This window comes from Burkholderia sp. Ac-20344 (genome assembly GCF_017104975.1).
Lineage (GTDB): Bacteria > Pseudomonadota > Gammaproteobacteria > Burkholderiales > Burkholderiaceae > Burkholderia.
This window is the reverse complement of the sequence record NZ_JAAGPP010000019.1, coordinates 64,871-87,703: the sequence shown is the minus strand read 5'-3', so window position 1 is coordinate 87,703 and position 22,833 is coordinate 64,871. Positions and strand designations below refer to the sequence as shown.

Here is a 22,833-nt window from a genome sequence, read left to right as displayed (position 1 = left end):
TGGCCGATCGGATCGCGGGCGCGGGGCCCGACACGCAGCCGACGCTGGCCGTGCGCGAAGCGCACCCGCGCACGCACGTATGGGTGTCGCAGCACGCGGTGCCGCTGCTGCTCGCCACGCTCGTGTGCGCGCTGGCGACGCTCGCGGCGAGCGCGCTGCTGCGCGTGTTCGACCTGTCGAACGTCGTGATGCTGTTCCTGATGACCGTCGTGCTGATCGCGCTGCGGCTCGGCCGGCTGGCCGGCGCGTGGGCCGCGTTCGTGTGCGTCGGCTGCTTCGACTTCTTCTTCGTCGAGCCGAGGTTGTCGTTCGCGGTGTCCGATACGCAGTACGTGTTCACGTTCGCGCTGATGCTGGCCGTCGCGCTCGCGATCGGCCAGCTCGCGGCGCGCCTGCGCGCGGAGGCTCGGGCCGCGCGCGCGAACGAGAAGCGCTCGGCCGCGCTCGCACGCGTTGCGCATGACCTGTCGGCCGCGATCGAGACCGAGCAGATCGCGTCGATCTGCACTGGCACGATCGCGCCGCTGCTCGGCGTGCGCGTCGCGCTGGTACTGCCCGATGCGGACGACCATCTGGCGCCCGCGCAGCACGCACGGTTCGTCGACACACCGATTGCTCACTGGGTCTACGAGAACGCCCGCGCTGCCGGGTGCGGGCTGCCGCCGTTCGAGCGCGCGGCCGCGCAGTACCTGCCGCTGAAGGCGCCGATGCGCGTGCGCGGCGTGCTCGTGCTGTTCGGCGACGCGCAGCCGGTCCCCACGGACCCCGACGATCGCCGCCTGATCGACGCGCTGTGCTCGTCGATCGCGATGGCGCTCGAACGCGTGCACTACGTGGGCGTCGCGCAGCACACGCTCGTCCGGATCGAAGGCGAGCGGCTGCGCAACGCGCTGCTCGCCGCGGTGTCGCACGACCTGAAGACGCCGCTGACCGCGATCCGCGGGCTCGCCGAGACGCTGGAGCGACCCGAGCGGCTGGCCGACGGGCAGCCGGCCGCGCTCGCGCACGGCATCCGCAACCAGGCCGAGGCGCTGCACGGGCTCGTCGTGAACCTGCTCGATCTCGCGCGTATGCAGAGCGAGGGCGTGCGGCTGAATCGCGAGTGGCACATGCTCGACGAGATCGTCGGCAGCGCGCTCGCGCATTCGGCCGGCATGCTGGCCGGCCGCGACGTGAGCGCCGACCTGCCTGCCGACCTGCCGCTGATCGACGTCGACGCACTGCTGATCGAGCGCGTGCTGATGAACCTGCTCGACAACGCGGCGAAGTACGCGGGCGCGGATGCGGCCGTGGCGGTGCGGGCCCGCGTGTTCGGCGAAACGCTGTACGTATTCGTCGAGGACGACGGGCCCGGCTTCATCGCGCGCAACACCGAGCCGCTGTTCGAGCCGTTCGAGCGAGAACGCAAGGAATCGTCGATCAGCGGCGTGGGGCTCGGGCTCGCGCTGTGCCGCAGCATCGTCAACGCGCACGGCGGCTCGATCCGCGCGGTGCCGCTCGATCCGCACGGCGCGCGGTTCGAGATTCGCCTGCCACTGGGCGCGCCGCCCGACATCGAACACGAGAGCCGGACATGATCAGATCGCGCGTACTCATCGTCGAGGACGAAGCGGACATCCGCCGTTTCGTGCGGATGGCGCTGGAACAGGAGGGGCTCGACACCTGGGAGGCGTCGACGGCCCGCGAGGCGCGGATGTATGCGTCGAGCAGCAAGCCCGATCTCGTGATCGTCGATCTCGGGCTGCCGGACGACGACGGCAAGACCTTCATCCGCGCGCTGCGCGAGTGGTCGACGGTGCCGGTGATCGTGCTGTCGGCGCGCCAGCAGGAAGTGGAGAAGGTCGCGGCGCTCGACGCGGGCGCGGACGATTACCTGCCGAAGCCGTTCGGCGTGCCCGAACTGCTCGCGCGGGCGCGGGCGCAGTTGCGGCGCGCGGCGTTCGTGTCGGCCGACGGGCAATCGTCGTCGATCGTGCGGTTCGGCGACGTGACCGTCGATCTCGGCAAGCACGAAGTCGCGCGCGGCGGCGAGCCGGTCCATCTGACGCGCCTCGAATTCCGGCTGCTCGCCGCGCTGATTCGCGCGCGCGGCGGCGTGATCGCTGCGCGGCAATTGCTGGCGGAGGTCTGGGGCATCCACGACGCGGACCGTGCGCATTACGTGCGCGTGTACATGACGAACCTGCGGCAGAAGCTCGAACCGGTGCCCGCCCGCCCGCGGCACCTGCTGACGGAGCTGCAGTTCGGCTACCGGCTGGTCGGTCTGGAAACGGTCGGCATGGCGGACGGGCCGCGCGGTGTGGCATCGACAGGTCTAGACAACTGAAATTCCGCTCCCGGCCGGGCACCGGCGCGTGGAGAAAGCTGTTGTTTAGCGCGGTGTAATTTTCAATTAATTGAAATATAAGGAAATTTTCGACGCACGATCCTATTCCGCCGACAATTAGAGATAAACACGGATTGCTGGCGCACCTTCTGAAAAGGCAAAGTTGTATGTACAACTTGGAGTGTCGTCGGAAGGGCGATCCCCGGGTTGGAAGGGTTCACGGCGGCGCCGCCCGACGGGACCCCTGCCCAGTTCGCCTCTGACAGGAACGCCATGAAGAAACTCGCGCTCAGTATTGCCCTCGCCTGCATCGCGGTCGGTGCCCACGCCAAGGATGGGTCGACGATCCGGTTCGGCGTCGACGCCAGCTATCCGCCGTTCGAATCGAAGGACGCAAGCGGCAAGGTCGTCGGCTTCGACGTCGATCTCGGCAACGAGATCTGCGCCCGCCTGAAGGCGAAATGCGTGTGGATCGAGAACGACTTCGACGGGATGATCCCCGCGCTGAAGGCGAAGAAGTTCGACGGCGTGCTGTCGTCGATGTCGATGACGCCGGCGCGTGCCGAGCAGATCGCGTTCTCCGACAAGCTGTTCAACACGCCGACCCGCCTCGTCGCGAAGAAGGGCACGAACCTGCAGCCGACGGCCGAATCGCTGAAGGGCAAATCGGTGGGCGTCGAGCAGGGCACCATCCAGGAAACCTATGCGAAGGCGTACTGGGCGCCGAAGGGCGTGCAGGTCGTGCCTTACCAGAACCAGGACGGCGTGTACCAGGACCTGATGTCGGGCCGCCTCGACGCGGCGCTGCAGGACGCGGTGCAGGCCGACATCGGCTTCCTGAAGACGCCGCGCGGCGCGAACTTCGAATTCGCCGGCAAGGACATCGACGATCCGAAGACGCTCGGCAACGGCGCCGGCATCGGGCTGCGCAAGGACGACGTCGACCTGAAGGCGAAGATCGACCACGCGATCGCCGACATCATCAAGGACGGCACGTACAAGAAGCTCGAGAAGAAGTACTTCGCGTTCGACGTCTACGGCGGCTGACCGTCCATGCGGCGCGCGTCGGTGGCGGCGCGCGCCGCGTCCGTGATGGGTGCAACCCGCCTCGCGTCATGCGTCCGACTTGATGAGCAGGTTGCATCAGGTCGTGCGCAGATATCGTTTGATGCGCGGCTAATGGCTATTGACAATCCAGCCACCTCGTTCTGGATCCCTCATATGATCTTCCAAGGATTTGGCCCGCTGCTGTGGGCCGGCACGGTCGAGACCGTGAAGCTCGCGGTGCTGTCGCTCGCCGCGTCGCTCGTGCTGGGCCTCATCGGCGCGAGCGCGAAACTGTCGACGAACCGCATGTTCAAGTCGATCGGCACCTTCTACACGACGCTGATCCGCGCGGTGCCGGACCTCGTGCTGATGCTGCTGCTGTTCTACGGGATCCAGATCCTGCTGAACGACTTCACCGACATGCTCGGCTGGGACCAGATCGACATCGACCCGTTCGTGGCTGGCGTCATCACGCTCGGCTTCATCTACGGCGCGTACTTCACCGAGACGTTCCGCGGCGCGTTCCTGTCGGTGCCGCGCGGCCAGCTCGAAGCCGGCTTCGCGTACGGGATGAGCGGCTGGCGCGTGTTCCACCGCATCCTGTTCCCGCAGATGATGCGCTTTGCGCTTCCCGGCATCGGCAACAACTGGCAGGTGCTCGTGAAGGCCACCGCGCTCGTGTCGATCATCGGCCTCGCCGATGTGGTGAAAGCATCGCAGGACGCGGGCAAGAGCACGCTCGATTTCTTCTTCTTCACGCTGGCCGCTGGCGCGATCTACCTCGCGATCACGACGGTGTCCAACGTCGTGCTGCATCACCTCGAGAAGCGTTATTCCGTGGGCGTCCGGAGGCTCGCACTGTGATCGAACTCGTCAGCCAGTACTGGCAAAGCTATCTCTACACCGACGGCTACCGCTTCAGCGGCCTCGCGATCACGCTGTGGCTGCTGGTCGTGTCGATCGCGCTGGGCTTCGCGCTCGCCGTGCCGCTCGCGATCGCGCGCGCGTCGTCGAACCGCTGGATCTCGGGCCCGGTGTGGCTCTATACGTACGTGTTCCGCGGCACGCCGCTCTACGTGCAGCTGCTGATGTGCTACACGGGCATCTACAGCCTGCAGGTCGTGCACAACCACGTGCTGCTCGACACGTTCTTCCGCAACGCGATGAACTGCACGCTGCTCGCGTTCGTGCTGAACGAATGCGCGTATGCGACGGAGATCTTCGCGGGTGCGATCAAGGCGACGTCGGCCGGCGAGATCGAGGCCGGCATGGCCTACGGGATGTCGCGCTTCAAGCTCTATACGCGGATCATCCTGCCTTCCGCGCTGCGCCGCTCGCTGCCGAGCTACAGCAACGAAGTGATCCTGATGCTGCACGCGACGACGCTCGCGTTCACCGCGACCGTGCCCGACATCCTGAAGGTCACGCGCGACGTCAATTCGGCGACGTACATGTCGTTCCAGGCTTACGGCATCGCCGCCGTGCTGTACGCCGCCGTCGTGTTCACGCTCATCTGGGCGTTCCGCAAGCTCGAGACGCGCTGGCTCGCGTACCTCTCGCCGCGCGGCCATTAACGCATTCGCAAGATTCGCAAGGAAGGACCCAGCATGTACAAGCTCACCGTTGACAACCTGCACAAGAAATTCGGCGACAACGAGGTGTTGAAGGGCGTGTCGATGAAGGCGAAGGCCGGCGACGTGATCAGCATCATCGGCTCGAGCGGCTCCGGCAAGAGCACGTTCCTGCGCTGCATCAACTTCCTCGAGCAGCCGTGCTCGGGGCAGATCACGATCGGCAGCGAGCCGATCCAGACCACGCGCGACCGCAACGGCTCGCTGCGCGTGGCCGACCAGAAGCAGCTTCAGCGGATGCGCACCAAGCTGTCGATGGTGTTCCAGCACTTCAACCTGTGGGCGCACATGACGGTGCTCGAGAACGTGATCGAAGCGCCGATGGCCGTGCTCGGCGTCAGCAAGGACGAAGCGATCGCGCGGGCGCGCAAGTACCTGGAGAAGGTCGGCCTCGCGCCGCGCGTCGAGGGCATGTATCCGGCGCACCTGTCGGGCGGCCAGCAGCAGCGTGTGGCCATTGCACGCGCGCTCGCGATGGAGCCGGAAGTGATGCTGTTCGACGAGCCGACGTCGGCGCTCGATCCGGAACTCGTCGGCGAGGTGCTGAAGGTGATGCAGAAGCTCGCGGAGGAAGGGCGTACGATGGTCGTCGTCACGCACGAGATGGGCTTCGCGCGCAACGTGTCGAATCACGTGATCTTCCTGCACCAGGGGAAGATCGAGGAGGAAGGGAATCCGCAGGAGATTCTCGTGAATCCGAAGAGCGAGCGGCTCGGGCAGTTCCTGTCGGGGCGGTTGAAGTAAGCGGGCAGCGTTGTGTGCCGCCCGTGACGCGTCGGTAACGTCACGGGCAGCGCGCGGGCGATGACGCATACGGCTTCGCGCCGCTGCACACTGGAACGCTAAATGCTTGTCACGCGTGATCCTTTCGATGAAGGAGCACCGCGATGAGCACACCCACCACCGCCTTTTCCCATGTGAAGCCGCAGGACACCACGTATCACGGTGAAGGCCTGCGCGACTTCTTCCTGTACCGCGATCTCGGTATCGCGGCCGCGACGAACGGCAAGGTCGTCGCGCAACTCGTCAGGGCGAACCATGCACCGGAGGTGGGCACCGGCTGGCACCGTCACGAGGCCGAGTTCCATATCGTGATCATGCTGAAGGGCTGGGCGCGCTTCATGTACGGCGAACGCGAGACGCTGGTGTCGGCAGGCGACTGCGTGCACCAGGCGCCGGGGATCGTCCACTACCTGTTCGACTATTCGCCGGACATGGAGTATCTGGAGATCGTCGGGCCCGCCGATTTCAAGTCGATCGACGTCGAAGGGCCGTGCGCCGTGCCGCCGCCGACGCCGTGGGGAGAGGCGGGGGCGTAGCTGCGCGGTTCCCCGACGCGCGCATCATGCGCACGCTTGCGACAAACCGCCTTCGGGCGGTTTTTTCGTTGCGCGTTCCGCGGAAGCTTCCGTGTGTTCCGCTCGCGCCTGCGATCCGCTTTCCCCATCGTCATATTCTTTCGAATTCCGAAGGGTTGAGAAGCTGAAGATCCGGAAAGAAAAGAAAGACATTCGTCAGCTTCGATGCGTCGGCAGCGCCGCGATGTCAAAGATCGTCAATTGCGGGAGGGCGCGGTGCACGGCCTGTCGACGACCGGCGTTGAGGAGGTACCAGCCGGATCACCGGTTGATTTATCCGGGAGAGTTTCATGAAGCGCATCGCGAAGATCCTGACGGCCACCGCAATGGCATGTGCCGTTCTCGCTCCGGCACTGGCCGAAGCGCATTTGCACCGTGTGTGCCACGTCGATCATCACCACCATCGCGTGTGCCGCTGGGTGCGGTAATCGCGACTTTTCCGGGGATACCCGGAACGCAGGCTTTATTCAGGCAAATCAGGAGAGGACCATGAAAAAGACGATGTTGATCGCCGCGCTGGTCGCCGGCATGGGTATGTCGATCGGTGCGTTCGCGCAGGTTCCGGCCAGCGCGCCGGCCGGCACGACCGGTCTGTGCAAGGACGGCTCGTTCTACTCGGGCGCGTCGAAGAAGGGCGCATGCGCAGGCCACAAGGGTGTGAAGACCTGGTACGGCGCATCGTCGGCGGCAGCAGCGAGCGCACCGGCCGCAGCGCCGGCTACGGCAGCCTCCGCTGCGCCTGCGTCCGGCACCGCGCCGGCGAAGAGCGCGGCTGCAACGACCGCAGCGACCGCGGCGGCAGCGCCGGGCGGCGGCGCGGGCAAGGTGTGGGCCAACGACAGCACGAAGGTCTATCACTGTTCGACCGACAAGTACTACGGGAAGACGAAGCACGGCAGCTACATGTCGGAAGCGGACGCGAAGGCGAAGGGCTACCACGCGTCGCACGGCAAGGCCTGCTCGTAACGCAGGCCGACGCGCGAGGCCGCTTCCTCGCGCGTCGTCCGCACGCTGCAGCCACTTACGCCCCGCCACCCCAGGCGGGGCGATTCATTTCCAGCACCGTCCGGCTTCAGTGGGCATGATCCGACTGCGTGTCGGTCGCCGCATCGGGCGCCGTTGCGCGGGCATCGAGCAGCGCGCGTAGCGTCACGTAATGCGTGCCGTTCGCGGTGCCGTCCGTATCCGCGGTGCGATCGTACGGTTCGTTGTCGTGGATCGTCGCGCGCACGATCGGATAGATCTGCGTTTCCCAGCGGTTACCGTTGAACACGCCGTAGTGACCTGCCCCCGTCTGCACGTGGTGCGTCTTCAGGTACGGCGGCAACCCCGAACACAGCTCCTGCGCGGCCACCGTCTGGCCCACGGCACAGATATCGTCCTTCTCGCCTTCGATCGTCAACAGCGCGGTGCGATGAATCGCCGCCGGCTCGACGAGCCGGTCGCCGACCGTCAGCTCGCCGCGTGCGAGCGCATATTGCTGGAACACCTTCTCGACCGTTTCCAGATAGAACTCCGCGGTGAGATCGGCCGTCGCGAAGTATTCGTCGTAGAAGTGCCGCAGCGTGTCGGCTTTCGCCGGGTCGCCTTTCGCGCGCTCGTAGTACAGATCGGCGAACGACGCTGCATGGCGATCGGGATTCATCGACATGAACGCGCCGACCTGCACGAAGCCCGGATACACGCACCGCTGCGCGCCGACGAAGCCCGCCGGCACGACGCTGATCAGGTGCCGCGCGAACCATTCGATCGGCTGGCTCGTCGCGAGCGCGTTGACCTTCGTCGGATTCACGCGGCAGTCGATCGGCCCCGCCATCAGCGTCAGGCTCGCGGGCTGCGCCGGATCGCCGCCGGCAGCCATCAGCGCGACTGCCGCGAGCGCGGCGACGGTCGGCTGGCAGATCGCGAGCACGTGCGCGTCCGGGCCGATCTGGTGGATGAAGTCGATCACGTGCGCGACGTATTCGTCGAAACCGAAGCGCCCGGCCGACAGCGGGATGTCGCGCGGGTTGTGCCAGTCGGTGATGTACACGTCGTGGTCGGCCAGCATCGTACGCACGGTGCCGCGCAACAGCGTCGCGAAATGCCCGGACATCGGCGCGACGATCAGCACGCGCGGCTGGCGCGCCACCGGCAGCGCCTTGCGGAAATGCAGCAGCGTGCCGAACGGTGTCGCCGCGGCGGCTTCCTCGACGATCGGCACCGTCTCGCCGTCGACGACGGCCGACGCGATGCCGAACGGCGGACGCCGATGCGAGAACGCGCAGCATTCGAGCAGTTCGCACAGCGCGTCGAACATGCGGCCGGTCGTCGTCGACGTGGCGGACGGCCACAGCGCCATCGTCGCGCGGGCGGCGGCGGCCCATGCGCGCGCCGGGCGCGTGCATTCGGCAGACCATTGATAGTACGGATAGGCAAGCAGATTCATGAGTGTTGCTCGTTGTGCTGCATTGCACGGAACGAGGCAAGCGATGTGCCAGCCTGCGGCTGGCACGCGCGTTGCACGCGGTTCGGGAACGCGGCGACGCAGGCCGCATGCGACAACCGGCAACGGCTCGCGATGCGTTGCCACGCCGGTCCGGCGTGCGGCACGTGCTGCGACAGCGTGCGGCGCTGCGCCAGTTCGGCGAATGCGCGGCACCGGCATGGTGCGGGTGACGCCACGTGGCGTCCGTTTTCGGTGCAGGGGCACGAACGGCTTTGGAAAGGGGGCGACATGGAAGTCATCGGACAGACGACGCTGACCATCAGCAGCCGCAATTACTCGTCGTGGTCGATGCGCGGCTGGCTGCTCGCGAAGCTGAGCGGTCTCACGTTCGAGACGGTCAGCGTGCCGATCGATGCCGCGTCGCGCGCGGAGTTGCTGCTGCTGTCGCCGTCGATTCTCGTGCCGTGCCTGACACACGACGGCAACACGGTATGGGACACGCTCGCGATCGCCGAATACCTGAACGAAATCCGGCCGCAGGCGCGGCTGCTGCCTGAAGACCGGAAGGCACGCGCGCATTGCCGGTCGATCTGCGGCGAGATGCATTCCGGTTTCAGCGCGTTGCGCTCCGCGTTGCCGATGAACCTGCGCGCGCATTTCCCCGGCTTCCGGATCTGGTCGCGCGCGCAGCACGACATCCAGCGGATCGTGACGATCTGGCGCGAATGCCTGGCCGCGTACGGCGGCCCCTGGCTGTTCGGCGCGGAGATCGGCATTGCCGACGCGATGTATGCGCCGGTCGTCACGCGTTTCCTGACCTACGACGTGAAACTGGAGCCCGATGTGGCCGAGTACTGCATGCAGGTGCTCGCCCATCCGTTCGTGGCGGAGTGGATCGATGCGGCGAAGGCGGAGCACGAAGACATCGACGAACTCGACATGGAGTTCTGACGCGCGGGGGCGCTCGGTGCTTTCAATTGCACGACACGTGCAAGCATGGAAATGAACTTTCCGGTGTGGCTACGCAGTCCGCAAACGTTTTACCTTGATCTCGATTCAAAACGAGGACGAATTCCCTAAAGGATGTGGAGCCCGATGACGTAAACGAGTCACGGGGACGACTCGTGATCGCATGCTTCCGACGTGCGACACGCAGTCCGCAATAAACAGCGCAGCAGGGGAATCGACTTGAATCGTCAGCAATCATGGACGCGTACAGCGGCGCCCGGGGAAATCATTTACTCCGAGGGTTTTGCGGGCGAGCCCGTCATCTTTCTGATCACCGACGGCAAGGTCGAGCTGTCCACGCGGTGCGACGACAAGCGCGTCGTCGTTGCGACGCTTGGTCGTGGCGAGTTCTTCGGTGAATCGGCCTTGCTCGCCGCCGAGCCGCGTGCCCACACCGCGAAGGCGCTTTCATTCTGTCAGCTGACGGTCGTGCCGGCCGGCACGCTCGACGAAGAAATCGAGCGTGTGTCGGCGCTGCTGCGTCATATCGTGCGGACGATGATCCGTCGCGTGAAGCGCAAGGACGACCAGCTCGCGACCTATACCCATGCCGACTTCATGCCGGGCGTGCTGTCATACGCGCATGTGCTGGCGCTGATGGCGGGCGCTGATGCGCGCGACGGCGGCGACGGGTGGGCGCGCCGGCCGATGCAGGCCCATGCGGCCGAAACCTCGGTGCCGCTCGCCGAAGTGATCCGCAAATGCCGCGCGATTGCCGGCCACTCGCGGCCGCACGTGCTCGCGATGCTGCGACGCATGGAGAAGCTCAATCTCGTCACGATCGAAGCCGCGCAGGCGGACCACGCCGGCGGGGCAACCGACTATGCGGCGTCGTCGGATGCGCGCCAGGTTGTCACGTTCGACGCCGCACGCGTGATCGATCGCGCGCAGCAGGTGGCCGATCACGATCTCGACCTGTCGATCAACAGCGAACTCGAGCTCATCGAGCTCGCCGATCTCGAATCGCTGATCGGCGTCGAGAAGACGATGCTGCTCAACAAGCTGTCGAACGGCGAGATTGCCGAAGAAGTATTCGCGTTCCGCAAATCGAAGGTGCTCAGCTACGTCGAGCAGAAGGGGGTTGCGTACTTCTCGCGCCGCAATGCGCGTCGCGGCGGCGACGTGCGCGCGCTGGAGGATCTCGTGTGGATCGACCAGCGCACGCTGTTCGACGTCATCAGCGCGTTCGATACCTACGATCTCGCGAAGCTGATCGCGAATCTCGACGATCGCGCGGTGGCCGACAAGCTGTTCTCCGTGATGACCGAGGCGCGGCGCAACGAGGTGTCGTGGGTGATGCGTCGCGAGCTCAAGCTCGATCCGGTCGAGATCGAGGACATCGAGCAGCGCGTGCTGGATGCCGTTCGCGCGGCGAAGGCGCCAGCGGCGGGCGCGGCGCCCGTCGCACCGGCATCGGATGCATGACAAGGAGGTACGCATGGATCTGTTGACCCTGGCCGGCGTGGTGCTGGGCGGCGCGGCAATCGTGTTCGGTTTCGCGCTGGAAGGCGGGCATTTCTCGATGCTGTTCCAGTTCGAGGCGCTCGTGATCGTGCTCGGCGGCACGCTCGGCGCGGTGATGATCCAGAACACCTGGGCGCGCTTTTTCGACGCAGTGAAACAGCTGCGGCTCGCGTTCGTGCGTGCCCGCGAAGTCGATCGCAAGAACCTGTCCGACCTGCTCGAATGGGGCGACCGCGCGAAGCTCGACGGGCTGCTCGCGTTCGAATCGATGGATGTGAGCGGCATCCATCCGTTCGCGCGCCGCGGGCTCGAACTGTTGGCGAACGGCGTGTCGACCGCCGTGCTCGAGGATGCGTTGCAGCGCGAACTCGATGCATACGAACGCAGCCGCCTCGCCGCCGCGCGCGTGTGGCAGCAGGCAGGCGGGTATGCGCCGACATTCGGCATTCTCGGGTCGGTGCTCGGGCTCGTGCAGGTGACGAGCCATATTCTCGAACCGGCGCAGCTCGGGCCGGGCATCGCGGTCGCGTTCATCGCGACGCTGTACGGGCTGGCGCTGGCGAACCTCGTGTTCCTGCCGCTTTACGGCAAGCTGCGCGCGCAGATCGACAGCGAGCTGCGGTTTCGCAAGCTGTATCTCGACGGCTTGCTGGCGATTTCGCGCAAGGAATCGCCGCATACCATCGAGACGCGCCTGACCGGCGACGTGCGCGGGCGCGCGGCCGAGTCGCTCGCGTGATGGACGTGTGTCGTACGACGAACCCGGGTTTCCAACCGCATGACTGCTCGAACTGACGGTGCATCCGCTGCCGATCGCGACGACGACGAACTCGATGGCGCGCAATCCGGCCGCTGGCTGATTTCGTACGCGGATCTCATCACGACGCTGATGGTGCTGTTTCTCGCGTTGTACGTGCTCCAGCTCGCGAAATACAACGCGCTCGACGCGCGGTACCAGACGCTCGCGCGGCATGCCGAAAACGCGGCGAGTGCATCCGCTTCCACCTCCGCTGCCGTGACGCCCGAACGCGCACCGCCGTGGCTCGCGTTGCTCGATTCGTTGAAGTCGAACGGCCGGATCTCGCTCGTGAAAGCGCCGCATGGCGTCGAGATCGGCATCGACGCGAAGATCCTGTTCAATGTCGGCGATGCGCGCTTGCTGCCCGATTCGTCGCCCGTGCTGAACCAGATCGCGCGGGCACTGAGCGATCACGCGACCGGCGACATTCTCGTCGAAGGGCATACCGACAGCGTGCCGATCGCGAACGCGAAATACGAATCGAACTGGGAGCTGTCGTCGGCGCGCGCGGGGAGCGTCGTGCGCTACCTGACCGAGCGCGGCGTCGCACCGCACCGGCTCGCGGCGATCGGGCGGGCCGATACGCAGCCGCTCGTCGCGGGGGACGATGCGGCCGCGCGGGCGCGGAATCGGCGGGTGACGATCTTCGTTGCGTACTGATTTTGATTCGCGCTGAATTTTCGTCGATCGCTGGCCTATAGGCGGCCGCCTATGCCCGCCTGACAACAACATAACGAATCTCGCATGATGAACATCTGAAATCAGCGATGCGGTTCTGCGCGTGCATGCCGATAACCCAAACTGGCTCAGACCGAGCGGTTATCGAGGGTTCCCCATGCATTTCTGGCGCAAGCTTTCCATACAGAACAAGCTGATTCTCAGCATGACGAGTTGCCTGCTCGTGTTCGTCGCGATCTCGAGCGGGCTCAGCATCCGCCTGATCGGCAACGCGGTGCGCGATCGCGTCGTCCGCGAAGAGCTGCCGACGGCCGTGAACGGCATCCGCGCCGACGTGCAGCGGCAGATGGCCGGGCCGATCGCCGCGTCGCGGATTCTCGCGCGCGACGCGTTCCTGCTGCAATGGGAAGCCGACGGCGAACCCGACGCCGGCACGCGCAACTGGATCCAGCTCGCGAAGAACGTGAAGGACGAGCAGAAGGCGGCGTCGGTGCAGTGGGTGTCCGTGAAGAGCGGCAACTACTACAACGAATTGGGCTTGCAGCGGAAGGTGACCGACAAGGATCAGTGGCTGACCGGCTTCCTGTCGTCCGGCAAGGCGTTCGACGTGAACATGGACCGCGAGGTGACGGTCGGCGGCTACATGATGTTCATCAACAGCCGCGTCGAGCTCGACGGCGTGCCGATCGGCGCGGCCAGCATGAGCCTGTCCGTCGATGCGCTTGCGAAGGGTATTGCTGCGTATCGGATCGGCGAGACCGGGTTCGCGTATCTCGTGCGTCCCGACGGCGCGATCATGATGCATCGCGATTCGTCGCTGATTGATGGCAAGCATTTCATGAAGGATCAGCAGGGGTTGCCGGGCGATGCGTCGTCGACGCTGTTGGGCGGCAAGCCGTATGCGTACCTGAGCTACAACGGCGACGGTGGGGCACGCTTCATCGCGACGTCGTTCATTCCGGAGTTGAATGCGTATGTCGTCGTCGAGGTGCCGCAGGCAGAACTGCTCGGGCCCGTGACGCGTGCGATTCGCAGCGCCGCGCTGGTTGCGGCGGTGGTGGGGCTGGGTGTCGCGCTGCTCGTGATCTGGCTGGTGGGCCGAGCGATCGCCGCGCCGATTCGTCGCGCGGCGACGCTGCTGTCGGAGATCGCCAGCGGCCAGGGCGACCTCACGCGCCGGATGACGGTCGAGAGCCAGGACGAGATCGGGCAGCTGTCGGATGCGTTCAACCGGTTCGTGTCGTCGCTTTCGGCGTTGGTGCACAGCATCCGCGCGGCTTCCTCGTCGATTGCGACCGGGTCAGCGCAGATTGCGACGGGGAATGCGGACCTCAGCGAACGCACCGAAGGACAGTCGAGCAACCTGGAGCGCACGGCTTCGTCGATGGAAGAGATCACGGCCGTGGTGCGGAACAACACCGAGACGGCGACGACTGCGGCGAAGATGATCAACGGTGCTTCCGATACGGCGGCGCGCGGCGGGCAGGTGGTGGGTGAAGTCGTGAGCACGATGCAGGAGATCAGCGACGCGTCGCAGCGGATCTCCGAGATCATCGTGATGATTGACAGTATTTCGTTCCAGACGAACATTCTGGCGCTGAATGCGGCGGTGGAAGCGGCGCGAGCTGGGGAGCAGGGGCGCGGGTTTGCGGTGGTGGCTTCGGAAGTGCGGAATCTGGCGCAGCGCAGCGCGCAGGCGGCGAAGGAGATCAAGACGCTGATCGAGCATAGCGCGGGGACGGTGAATACCGGGTCGCGGTTGGTGAGTGAGGCGGGGAAGGTGATGCGCGATGTCGTGTCGCAGGTGCAGGGTGTGAGCGCGATGATGAGCGAGATCGCTGAAGCGAGCCTGGAGCAGAGCGCCGGTATTGATCAGATCGGCGATGCGGTGCAGTCGCTCGATCAGATGACGCAGCAGAATGCGGCGCTGGTCGAGGAAAGCGCAGCGGCGGCGGAGAGTTTGAAGCAGCAGGCGGCGGAATTGACCCGGCTGGTGTCGGCTTTCAAGGTGGATGAGTAAAGTCCGCTTCGTGATTTAGAATAAGGCGTTTCTGAGGGACGGCTGCCGTGGATTCACGGCAGCCGTTTTTGCATGTTGGCGCGGGATTCTGTGGCGGTTATAAAAAATTTCGATGCAGCATATTTAGTGCGCCGCTTCGGATTTTCGAATCGATGCGGTTCGTACCTTGTCGCAACCGAAATCGACGAATCCCGGCCAAAAAAATCCCGGCATCACGAGAATATTTTTGATATTTAAATTAATCAACAAATTATTGGTGCGCAACACGGTTTCAAAAATACTGTAAAACCTTGTTTCTTTGAATAATTGCCCGTGCGGAAGGGCCATGGAATGGGTTCGGTAGTCCCCGCGTACCTGCCTCAGTTGTGCGGTATTTCCGGCCCGTGCGTACCGTCTGGTTCGTGTGGGATTTTTTATTATTCAACAATATAAGGAGAATCAAAGATTTTCAGGTTCGAACTTGTCTCATAGACATGTTCGTCCAATTGACGTACACATATCGCGCACATAATTCATCACAAGGAACCTGAGATGCGGCGATATTTGCTCAAGCAAGGCGACAAGTCCTCAAATGGAGGTGTCGTTACGGAGGGGATTCCAACCTGTACGCACCACGGGACGCCTCTAACGTTCGTTGGTGCGCAAGTCTTCTGCCACGGCTGCAAGACGGTCGGTCACATTGCACCCAAGGGGCCGCGTTGGCCTGACTCGATGCACGGCAAGGAACAGGCGCTAGACGGCGATATCTGCGTTTGTATGTGCGTTCCGTCGCCCGTCATGATTGCTTCACAGCACGATAGTTACCAAAGCTTCGAGCCGTACCAACTGGCGGATATGGCTTTGGCCGAGGGCGGTGCCTCATCGATGACGCACCAATATCGAGGTAACTACGATGAGCGGGTCCGCGTGCTCAACGAGTCCGGGCAACCGATACCCAGCATTCCATATCACATCAAGACCGCGACCGGAGCCGTTTACAAGGGGTTGACTGACGTATCCGGATACTGCCCGCGCGTGTACACGGATGACGTGTCGAAGCTCGATATCGCAATCGGTATGAAAGCCTTGGAACGGTGGGACGCATGAGCGATTTTGTTTACCAGACGCACACGAGCGACAAGACCGAATCGAAATATGACGTGCTCGGGCATGTAATGCCCGCGAAGGCGTTTTTCTTCGTGACTGTCGATGAGGTTGGCCCGGAGGGGTTTCTAGTTCGCCGCACCTATTCGAGCGTCAATGATCCGCGTTTGCCAAGAGAGCTAACGCCCTTGCAGCGGTTTCAGATTGTGTACCCCGAAATGTCAGGTCTTATGGCTCCGAATCAGCAAGGGCTGGCGCAGGCGGCGGAGCATGTATTAGAGCTCGATAAAAGAATTAAGGTTGAAACGCCTTTCGTATCTGCAAGTAGCAATTTTCCGGGCGGCGCCGAACGTTTCCATGGTTCGGAGAACCCGTCGAAATTGGTGTACATCGATATTGCGAAGGCGAAGCGTTCAGGGGCGATAATGGTAACGCCTGCGGAAATTGGTAGAAGTATTGACGAGTATGTAAAAGACATGCCGTCAAAGGCGCGTCGCGAAGCCGATTATCTGAAGAAAAAGGCTTTGGGTGTTGATAGTGAATTTTTGGTGAAGCCCAAACCGATTGTTCCGGCGGAAGGGATCTTCACGCAGAAGGGCCTAAAGATTGCTTTGGGTGTTGAGAAATGGGCGCGAGTTGTTCAGGTCTTTGGAATTTTTCTCACTGCCTACGATTTGTCTAAGGCGACAAACGAATCTATTAAATTCAAGTCAGTAAAGCCGATTACGAAGGCGACACTCCGACAGATCGCGGGGTGGGAAGGCAGCATTGCCGGGCGTTGGGCCGGGGCCGCAATCGGTGCGCGGATGGGGGCAACCACGGGGGTGCTTTGCGGTATAGAATTGGGGCCGGGTGCGATCATTACCGGCGCGATTGGTGGAATTATCGGGGGGGCGCTTGCGTATACCGGAGAGTCGTATTTGTTGGATCAAACAATGGGCGAATAGGGAGGGCAGTATGGGAATTTTTGATTGGTTGAAAAGGTCGCCAGAATCCAACATTCAAGACGCGCGGAAAGCCCTTGAGAAGATGTTTCCGCTTCCTCATTCGTTTGAGGCGATGCAGGAGGCATTTTCTCAAACTGCGCACAACGCTGCACTTGATGCACTCCATAACATCCAGAATTTATCGGAAATGGGTCATTTGGGATTGAATGCGGTGCTGTTGACTCGCCATATTGAGATTCAAGCTTTCCCGCGTTACTTGAGTTTGATTCGGCGTGGATGGGAAGAGGTAAGGCTGCTGCATTATCAGGATGGTGATTGCCATACGTTTGTATCCTTTTCGGATGAATTGGGTGGGCGGAATGTTCACGTCCTGACGAATTCCGCCGAATTGATCGCGGATCAGGCCAGGGAAGAGTTTGGGCCGCCCCCGCCTTGGGTTGTATGGTGCTACTACGGCCCCTTTGTACGTTATAACGAAGGTGCCGAAGCATATTGGGATGCATATATTTGGGGGCCTTTCTGGGAAGGTTTGGCACCTGAAGCGAGGGACGCATATATTGAGAACCGAAGTAAAGAGGCGCTTTCGTATATGTCTGAGCAGGAATGGGAAGATTGGGTATATTCAACCCGAAAGAATGACCCGGAATATAGAGCGCGCCAGGGGCTTTAAGGATGGTGAAGGTTAAGAGTCGCTAACACAACCTAGACATGAAGCCATGAGCGCCATATCCTCGCGGCATGGCCAGACGAAAAATAAGCATGAGTTATGGGCGACACTGGAACCGCCGCTCCCGGTTTTCACGCCGTCGCCCAAAGGCGGTCGACGTCGCACGGTCGATAACCGCGCAGCGCTGAACGGCATCCTGTATGTCCTGCAAACCGGTATCCCATGGGAAGACTTGCCGCAAGCGCTTGGTTTCGGCAGCGGTATGACGTGCTGGCGATGCCTACGAGTACTGGCAAGTCGTAGGGGTATGGGCGCGATTACAATTGGCGATGCATCGTCGATTGCGCGAGCTCGACCAGATTGATTGGGAGCGAGCAAGTCTCGATGGCGCCAGTGTTTCCAGCCCCCCGGGGGGGCGGAAACCGGCCCAACCCGACGGATCGAGGAAGGTCGGACCGAAACGGTACATCGTCGTAGACGCTCGCGGCATCCCGCTGGCCGTCACGGTCACAGGCGCCAACCGACACGACTCGATGGCATTCGACCCACGCTGGATGCCATCCCGGCAGTGCCGGGCTTGAGCGGCCAGCCCCACAAACGTCCGGGAAAATTGCATGCTGACAAGGGCTATGACTTCGCTCGCTGCCGGCGCTATTTGAGCAGGGAGGCGTCAAGGCTCGTATCGCCCGTCGCAGCGTGGAAAGCAGCGAGCGGCTCGGGCAGTATCGTTGGGTCGTCGAACGCACGCATGTTTGGTTCGCCCGTTTCGGCAAACTTCGCATTCGCTTCGAACGTCGCCTCGATATTCATGTCGCTTTGACTTGCCCTGGCTGCCGCTGTTATCCGCTCCCGCTTCGTTGACGACTTGTGTTAGCGGCTCTAAGAAGCGTTGTGGTCGAGGTATTTCCCGAAATTGAAATGGTTCGGGATCGATCGGCCTTAGCGATTCATAGGGTACAAGTCCTCCAAATCACCGACCTGGAGCATCAGGCAGGGACACGCACCTCCCTATACCTAACGGCCAATCCCCCGCAATCCCCCATTTCTGAGATGCCAGCCCGACTACACTGGTCTTGAAGCCTTGCTTCTCGTCATCGGGAGTAGAACGCAGTCCCCTTCGCACCGATGGTCGAACGTGAGCCGTCTTGCCCAACAAGACACTGCGAAGGGAAGAAGGAAAACCCAAGGCATCAAAAAAGCGCGGGCCGCATGGGCGGCAACCCATACGACCCGCTGACCACCACCAACTCGAACCAGGAGTCGGAAATGGCTAACGCCTATAGTAAGACACGTCCCAAGAAGCTCAAACGGTATCCCGAGGTTGAGCTGACCCTCGACAACAAGCCTGACCTTCCACAGGAAGGCCAGCCGTACATGCCATGGATGCGCGCGATCGATGCGCATTTCGAGATGTTCGGATTCCAACCGGGTGATCGCGTATATCTCGTGTTCAATTTCGATCTTCGGCACATCACCATCAAACCTGATCGCAGCGCGCTGCACTGGCGAGAGCAGCCTTACGGTGCGGCCGCCCAAGAAGAGGAACAGGCATAAGCAGCAAGGGCCGCTTCGCGCGGCCCTTGCTGTTGGATTGCTGTTTCCGCGCGAACACAACCGAGAGCGGGGAGGCTATTACGGGCACCGTGTCCGTGTTGATGCTCACCTTTAACGATTGTCACGACCGCTGTACACGGAGGAGTCCGCGCAAACGCGAACCACCCCTAACCCGCCCGTACCTTCACGATCTTCCCCCGCTGCAGCACATATTCGACCCGCTCCCCCTGACCGGCCACCACGCCGATATCCTCGAGCGGATTCCCGTCCAGCACGACCAGATCCGCGATCGCTCCCGCCGCCACCACCCCGAGTTGCCCCGGCATGTTGACGATCTCCGCCGCCACGGTTGTCGCCGACCTGAGCGCCTCCAGATTCCCCAGCACCTCCGCCCGAATCCGAAACTCCCCGCTTTGAAATGCATGCATTTCCCCGAGCAGATCCGACCCGAACCCCATCTTCACGCCGGCGTTCGCATAGATTTCCAGCGATTCTCGGCCCTTCTGCTGAACGGAAGCCACCTTGGCCACCGAATCGGGCGGCATCCCGAACTCCGCGCCGTGTTTGGCAAGCGCGTCATAAGTGACAAGCGTGGGCACCACAAACGCGCCATGCTCGTGCATCAGTTTCGCCGCCGCCTCGTCCACGAGATTGCCGTGTTCGATCGTCCTTACCCCACAGCGCACCGCCCGCGCAATCGCCCGCCCCGTGTACGCGTGCGCCATCACATAAGTATTCGCGGCCTCGGCTTCATCCACGATGGCCCGAATCTCGTCCTCGGAGTACTGCGTGTTCGCAATCGGGTCGGTCGGCGAAGCCACGCCACCTGACGCCATGATCTTGATCTGCGTCGCGCCTTTCTGAATTTCTTCACGCACCGCGAGCCGCACACCTTCGACCCCGTCCACCACCCGAGCGATCGCCCCCGTCCTGAAACAGCAAGAACAAGGCTCCAGCAAATCCCCACGCGGCCGAAAGTCCCCATGCCCGCCGGTCTGCGACAACGCCTTTCCCGACGCAAAAATCCGCGGCCCCGACACCAGCCCGGTTTCGACCGCCTGCATCAAGCTCCAGTCCGCGCCCCCAGCATCCCGCACACTGGTAAACCCACGCGACAACATCGCATCGAGAATCGGCAACGACCGAATCGCCGCAAGAATATTCGGCTGCGTCGCATTCGCGCCGAGATTCGCATTCGAAGCCAGCACGTGCACATGGCAATCGATGAACCCCGGCATCACGGTCTTGCCGCGCACGTCGATCACCTGCGCATTCGGCAAATCCACCGGCCGATCGGTGACTTCGACAATCCGGTCGCCGTCGATCACCACATGATGATGGTCGAGCAGCACGCCCCGTTCGAGATCGAGTACGTTGCCGCCTTGCAGCACGGTAATGGTCATGGAGAAGGTCCTTATCGAGTCGTTGACGTGTTGCGCCGTGCGTCCTTCACGAAGCGCGTTCCGACGAAGCTGACGGCAGCCGCGAGCGTCACGTAAAAGGCCGGTGCCATGTTGCTGCCGGTGCGGGCGATGAGCCACGTGATCAGGAACGGCGCGAAGCCGCCGAAGATCGTGACCGCGAAGTTGTAGGCGACGGACAGCCCGGTCGACAGCACCTTGGTCGGGAACAGTTCGGCGAACGCCGCGAGGATCGGCCCCGTGTAGGTCGCGATCAGCACGCCGAACACGGCCTGGAACACGATCAGCGACGTGAACCCGGGTGCATGGTTGATCCACGCGAACATCGGCCACGCGAGCACGAGGATGGCAAGCGCCGATCCGGACAGGAACACGCGCCGTCCCCACACGTCGGCGAGCCTGCCGACGATCGGCGAGCAGCACATGATCATCAGCCCGCCGACCATGCCGGCCGAGAAACCGGTCGATTGGGGCAGATGCAGCGTGCGCACGGAATAAGTCGGCATGTAGAAGAGCAGCACATAGGTGCAGACGGTCCACAGAATGACCATCGAAAAGCTCGCGAACGTCTCGCGCGGGTAGGTGGACAGCACTTCCTTCAGCGGCGAGCTCTCTTTCGCCTGCGCTTCGACGGCACTGAATGCGGGCGTCTCGTCGATATGGCTGCGGATGTAGTAGCCGACCGGCCCGACGATGATCCCGAGCAGGAACGGCAGTCGCCAGCCCCAGCTATGCAGCGCCTGCACGTCGAGGGACGTCGTGACGAAGGTGCCGGTCGCGGCGCCGAGCAGCACCGCGAAGCCGATGCTCGACTGGATCCAGCTCGAGTAGTACGCGCGCTTCTCCGGCGGCGCGTATTCGGTGAGGAACGCGGTGGCGCCGCCCATCTCGCCGCCGGCCGAGAAACCTTGCAGCAGCCGCGCGACGACGATCAGCAGCGGTGCGGCGATACCGGCCTGTTCGTAGGTCGGCGCGAGCCCGATGAGTGCAGTGCCGGCTGCCATCATGAGGATGGTGAGCGACAGCGCGGCCTTGCGCCCGACCTTGTCGGCGTAGACGCCGAGCACGATGCCGCCCACGGGCCGCATGAAGAATCCGACGCCGAACGTCGCAACGGTCAGCAGCACGGACGTCAGTTCGTTGCCGGTCGGAAAGAACAGTTTCGCGATGATGACCGCGAAGAAGCTGTAGACGGTGAAATCGAACCATTCGAGACCGTTGCCGATCACGGTCGCGACGATGGCTCGGCGGCGCTGCTGCACTGCGGCATCGACGGCCGGTGCGGCGCGCGGGGAAAGCGTTCCTTGCATGGTCTCTTCCTGTATCAGAATCAGAAGACGGGACGGCTGCCCCGCGTGAACCCATGCTAAGGACAGCCGGATTTTTTTCTGAAACGAAAGATTTGCATGCACGCATGCGCTGCGCGCATGCATCGCGTTCAGGACGCGGTCTGCTTCTCCGCCTGTTCGAACAGCCAGCGAGTGAACAGGCGCGCTGCCTGGTTCTGCACGCGGTCGTTCGGCGAGATCACGTAGTAGCCGCCGCCGTGGCTCGCGGACGCTTCCGTCACGCGCACGAGCAGGCCGGCCTCGATGCATGCGTCGATCATGTAGCGCCAGCCGAGCGACACACCCTGGCCGAGAATGGTCATCTGCACGATCTGCGGATACGAATTGATCGTGATGTCCTGCGGCAGCGCCTTCTGTCGATCGATGTCATGCATGCCGAACCATTCGGGCCATGACATCCATTGGCGCTGGCCATCCTCGAGGCGCAGCAGTGTCTCGTTCGCAAGATCGGCTGCGTCGAGCGTGCGGCCGGCCAGATAGCCGGGCGCGCAGACGGGAAAGACCTCCTCGTCGAACAGGCGGCGTGCGGTGTATTCGGCCGGCGCCTGCTGGCGCACGTAGTAGACGCCCACGTCGAACTCCGCCGGCGACATCGACGCGAGGGCATCTCTTACGATCAAGCGCAGCTTGATGTTCGGATAGGCGGCGCGGAAATCCGGCAGGCGCGGCGTGAGCCACAGCAGCGCGACGCCCGACGAGCATGCGATCGTCAGTTCGAGATCGCCGTATGGCTTCATCACGTCATGCGTGGCTTCCGCGCATTGCGTGAGCAGATGGTGGACCTGGGTCGCGTATTGCTCGCCGGCAATGGTCAGCCGCAGCGAACGATGCTCGCGAACGAACAGCGAGCGGCCGAGGAATTCCTCGAGCTGCTGGATCTGGCGGCTGATCGCGCTTTGCGTCAGATGCAGTTCGGCGGCGGCTTTCGTGAAGCTCGCGTGTCGCACGGCAGCTTCGAACGCGACGAGGCACTGAAGGGGCGGCAGAGGTGTGATGCGCATGGCGGGCATGAGGGTCGTGTGGCTCGCGACATCATAAGCGGGGATCGCGAGG

At 63.2% G+C, this 22,833-nt stretch carries 23 protein-coding genes and 1 pseudogene; 19 read left to right on the top strand and 5 right to left on the bottom strand.

The window, feature by feature from the left end:
- From G3N64_RS09115 to G3N64_RS09075, 9 genes are all read left to right on the top strand, one after another.
- Nucleotides 1–1,577, top strand: a 1,577-nt coding sequence (locus G3N64_RS09115) for a DUF4118 domain-containing protein (RefSeq protein ID WP_205783535.1), incomplete at its 5' end; no start/stop codon positions are given.
- Complete coding sequence (locus G3N64_RS09110) at nt 1,574–2,326, top strand: response regulator (RefSeq protein WP_205783534.1); 753 nt, start codon at nt 1,574–1,576, stop codon at nt 2,324–2,326. The genes G3N64_RS09115 and G3N64_RS09110, both read left to right, overlap by 4 nt.
- Nucleotides 2,327–2,599: 273 nt before the next feature.
- Nucleotides 2,600–3,373, top strand: coding sequence for an ABC transporter substrate-binding protein (locus G3N64_RS09105; protein WP_205783533.1), 774 nt, complete (start codon nt 2,600–2,602; stop codon nt 3,371–3,373).
- Nucleotides 3,374–3,547: 174 nt separating this feature from the next.
- Entirely contained in the window at nt 3,548–4,237 is a 690-nt protein-coding gene (locus G3N64_RS09100; protein ID WP_205783532.1) for an ABC transporter permease, read from the top strand.
- Entirely contained in the window at nt 4,234–4,947 is a 714-nt protein-coding gene (locus G3N64_RS09095) for an ABC transporter permease (protein WP_027782419.1), read from the top strand. The genes G3N64_RS09100 and G3N64_RS09095 overlap by 4 nt, the downstream gene beginning before the upstream one ends.
- Nucleotides 4,948–4,980: 33 nt before the next feature.
- A complete protein-coding gene (locus G3N64_RS09090) occupies nt 4,981–5,748 on the top strand; it encodes an ATP-binding cassette domain-containing protein (protein WP_174968263.1) in 768 nt (255 codons plus the stop codon).
- Between the two features lie 143 nt (nt 5,749–5,891).
- Nucleotides 5,892–6,323 carry a cupin domain-containing protein gene (locus G3N64_RS09085; protein WP_205783531.1) on the top strand — a complete coding sequence of 144 codons (432 nt, stop codon included), beginning with the start codon at nt 5,892–5,894 and terminating at the stop codon, nt 6,321–6,323.
- Nucleotides 6,324–6,652: 329 nt separating this feature from the next.
- Nucleotides 6,653–6,790 (top strand): HHHH-motif protein, encoded by a 138-nt coding sequence (locus G3N64_RS09080; RefSeq protein ID WP_205783530.1) that lies wholly within the window; start codon nt 6,653–6,655, stop codon nt 6,788–6,790.
- A 61-nt stretch (nt 6,791–6,851) separates the two neighbouring features.
- Nucleotides 6,852–7,328 carry a hypothetical protein gene (locus G3N64_RS09075; protein WP_205783529.1) on the top strand — a complete coding sequence of 159 codons (477 nt, stop codon included), beginning with the start codon at nt 6,852–6,854 and terminating at the stop codon, nt 7,326–7,328.
- A gap of 106 nt (nt 7,329–7,434) precedes the next feature.
- Here the strand turns inward: G3N64_RS09075 and phaZ are convergent, their stop codons facing one another.
- Nucleotides 7,435–8,790 (bottom strand): polyhydroxyalkanoate depolymerase, encoded by a 1,356-nt coding sequence (phaZ, locus tag G3N64_RS09070; protein WP_205783528.1) that lies wholly within the window; start codon nt 8,788–8,790, stop codon nt 7,435–7,437.
- 288 nt (nt 8,791–9,078) lie between these two features.
- Here phaZ and G3N64_RS09065 point away from each other — a divergent pair, with 288 nt between their 5' ends.
- The 5 genes from G3N64_RS09065 to G3N64_RS09045 all read left to right on the top strand — a co-directional run bounded on the left by G3N64_RS09065 (nt 9,079) and on the right by G3N64_RS09045 (nt 14,759).
- Nucleotides 9,079–9,741, top strand: coding sequence for a glutathione S-transferase family protein (locus G3N64_RS09065; RefSeq protein ID WP_085040732.1), 663 nt, complete (start codon nt 9,079–9,081; stop codon nt 9,739–9,741).
- 237 nt (nt 9,742–9,978) lie between these two features.
- Nucleotides 9,979–11,223, top strand: a complete 1,245-nt coding sequence (locus G3N64_RS09060) for a cyclic nucleotide-binding domain-containing protein (RefSeq protein WP_205783527.1) — start codon at nt 9,979–9,981, stop codon at nt 11,221–11,223.
- Nucleotides 11,224–11,236: 13 nt separating this feature from the next.
- A complete protein-coding gene (locus tag G3N64_RS09055) occupies nt 11,237–12,001 on the top strand; it encodes a flagellar motor protein (RefSeq protein ID WP_175003590.1) in 765 nt (254 codons plus the stop codon).
- 39 nt (nt 12,002–12,040) lie between these two features.
- On the top strand, nt 12,041–12,721 hold the full coding sequence (locus G3N64_RS09050; protein ID WP_205783526.1) for an OmpA family protein: 681 nt from the start codon (nt 12,041–12,043) through the stop codon (nt 12,719–12,721).
- A gap of 175 nt (nt 12,722–12,896) precedes the next feature.
- The gene (locus G3N64_RS09045) at nt 12,897–14,759 is read left to right on the top strand and encodes a methyl-accepting chemotaxis protein (protein WP_205783525.1); all 1,863 of its coding nucleotides are present in this window, start codon (nt 12,897–12,899) and stop codon (nt 14,757–14,759) included.
- A gap of 123 nt (nt 14,760–14,882) precedes the next feature.
- On the opposite strand, the gene G3N64_RS09040 is transcribed toward G3N64_RS09045, so the two are convergent.
- Nucleotides 14,883–15,086 (bottom strand): hypothetical protein, encoded by a 204-nt coding sequence (locus tag G3N64_RS09040; protein WP_205783524.1) that lies wholly within the window; start codon nt 15,084–15,086, stop codon nt 14,883–14,885.
- A 204-nt stretch (nt 15,087–15,290) separates the two neighbouring features.
- Between G3N64_RS09040 and G3N64_RS09035 the strand changes: the two genes are divergently transcribed.
- The 5 genes and pseudogenes from G3N64_RS09035 to G3N64_RS09015 all read left to right on the top strand — a co-directional run bounded on the left by G3N64_RS09035 (nt 15,291) and on the right by G3N64_RS09015 (nt 19,010).
- Entirely contained in the window at nt 15,291–15,845 is a 555-nt protein-coding gene (locus tag G3N64_RS09035; RefSeq protein WP_205783523.1) for a PAAR domain-containing protein, read from the top strand.
- Nucleotides 15,842–16,789, top strand: a complete 948-nt coding sequence (locus G3N64_RS09030; protein ID WP_205783522.1) for a glycine zipper family protein — start codon at nt 15,842–15,844, stop codon at nt 16,787–16,789. Before G3N64_RS09035 ends, G3N64_RS09030 begins: the two co-directional genes overlap by 4 nt.
- Before the next feature lie 10 nt (nt 16,790–16,799).
- A complete protein-coding gene (locus tag G3N64_RS09025) occupies nt 16,800–17,459 on the top strand; it encodes a hypothetical protein (RefSeq protein WP_205783521.1) in 660 nt (219 codons plus the stop codon).
- 46 nt (nt 17,460–17,505) lie between these two features.
- Nucleotides 17,506–18,330 (top strand): annotated as a pseudogene (locus tag G3N64_RS09020) (IS5 family transposase).
- Nucleotides 18,331–18,722: 392 nt separating this feature from the next.
- Entirely contained in the window at nt 18,723–19,010 is a 288-nt protein-coding gene (locus G3N64_RS09015) for a hypothetical protein (RefSeq protein ID WP_205783520.1), read from the top strand.
- Nucleotides 19,011–19,177: 167 nt separating this feature from the next.
- On the opposite strand, the gene G3N64_RS09010 is transcribed toward G3N64_RS09015, so the two are convergent.
- The 3 genes from G3N64_RS09010 to G3N64_RS09000 form a co-directional block, all read right to left on the bottom strand.
- Nucleotides 19,178–20,413, bottom strand: a complete 1,236-nt coding sequence (locus G3N64_RS09010) for an amidohydrolase family protein (protein ID WP_205783519.1) — start codon at nt 20,411–20,413, stop codon at nt 19,178–19,180.
- A gap of 11 nt (nt 20,414–20,424) precedes the next feature.
- The gene (locus G3N64_RS09005) at nt 20,425–21,741 is read right to left on the bottom strand and encodes an MFS transporter (RefSeq protein WP_205783518.1); all 1,317 of its coding nucleotides are present in this window, start codon (nt 21,739–21,741) and stop codon (nt 20,425–20,427) included.
- 128 nt (nt 21,742–21,869) lie between these two features.
- Complete coding sequence (locus G3N64_RS09000) at nt 21,870–22,781, bottom strand: LysR substrate-binding domain-containing protein (protein WP_205783517.1); 912 nt, start codon at nt 22,779–22,781, stop codon at nt 21,870–21,872.
- Nucleotides 22,782–22,833: the final 52 nt, after the last annotated feature.

Coding starts and splice junctions, on each gene's coding strand:
- G3N64_RS09090 (WP_174968263.1), top strand. CDS start 4,981: ATGTACAAGCTCACCGTTGACAACCTGCACAAGAAATTCGGCGACAAC.
- G3N64_RS09030 (WP_205783522.1), top strand. CDS start 15,842: ATGAGCGATTTTGTTTACCAGACGCACACGAGCGACAAGACCGAATCG.
- G3N64_RS09100 (WP_205783532.1), top strand. CDS start 3,548: ATGATCTTCCAAGGATTTGGCCCGCTGCTGTGGGCCGGCACGGTCGAG.
- G3N64_RS09055 (WP_175003590.1), top strand. CDS start 11,237: ATGGATCTGTTGACCCTGGCCGGCGTGGTGCTGGGCGGCGCGGCAATC.
- G3N64_RS09105 (WP_205783533.1), top strand. CDS start 2,600: ATGAAGAAACTCGCGCTCAGTATTGCCCTCGCCTGCATCGCGGTCGGT.
- G3N64_RS09075 (WP_205783529.1), top strand. CDS start 6,852: ATGAAAAAGACGATGTTGATCGCCGCGCTGGTCGCCGGCATGGGTATG.
- G3N64_RS09110 (WP_205783534.1), top strand. CDS start 1,574: ATGATCAGATCGCGCGTACTCATCGTCGAGGACGAAGCGGACATCCGC.
- G3N64_RS09015 (WP_205783520.1), top strand. CDS start 18,723: ATGGCTAACGCCTATAGTAAGACACGTCCCAAGAAGCTCAAACGGTAT.
- G3N64_RS09040 (WP_205783524.1), bottom strand. CDS start 15,086: ATGGCCCTTCCGCACGGGCAATTATTCAAAGAAACAAGGTTTTACAGT.
- G3N64_RS09080 (WP_205783530.1), top strand. CDS start 6,653: ATGAAGCGCATCGCGAAGATCCTGACGGCCACCGCAATGGCATGTGCC.
- G3N64_RS09045 (WP_205783525.1), top strand. CDS start 12,897: ATGCATTTCTGGCGCAAGCTTTCCATACAGAACAAGCTGATTCTCAGC.
- G3N64_RS09065 (WP_085040732.1), top strand. CDS start 9,079: ATGGAAGTCATCGGACAGACGACGCTGACCATCAGCAGCCGCAATTAC.
- G3N64_RS09005 (WP_205783518.1), bottom strand. CDS start 21,741: ATGCAAGGAACGCTTTCCCCGCGCGCCGCACCGGCCGTCGATGCCGCA.
- G3N64_RS09010 (WP_205783519.1), bottom strand. CDS start 20,413: ATGACCATTACCGTGCTGCAAGGCGGCAACGTACTCGATCTCGAACGG.
- G3N64_RS09000 (WP_205783517.1), bottom strand. CDS start 22,781: ATGCGCATCACACCTCTGCCGCCCCTTCAGTGCCTCGTCGCGTTCGAA.
- G3N64_RS09050 (WP_205783526.1), top strand. CDS start 12,041: ATGACTGCTCGAACTGACGGTGCATCCGCTGCCGATCGCGACGACGAC.
- G3N64_RS09085 (WP_205783531.1), top strand. CDS start 5,892: ATGAGCACACCCACCACCGCCTTTTCCCATGTGAAGCCGCAGGACACC.
- phaZ (WP_205783528.1), bottom strand. CDS start 8,790: ATGAATCTGCTTGCCTATCCGTACTATCAATGGTCTGCCGAATGCACG.
- G3N64_RS09025 (WP_205783521.1), top strand. CDS start 16,800: ATGGGAATTTTTGATTGGTTGAAAAGGTCGCCAGAATCCAACATTCAA.
- G3N64_RS09035 (WP_205783523.1), top strand. CDS start 15,291: ATGCGGCGATATTTGCTCAAGCAAGGCGACAAGTCCTCAAATGGAGGT.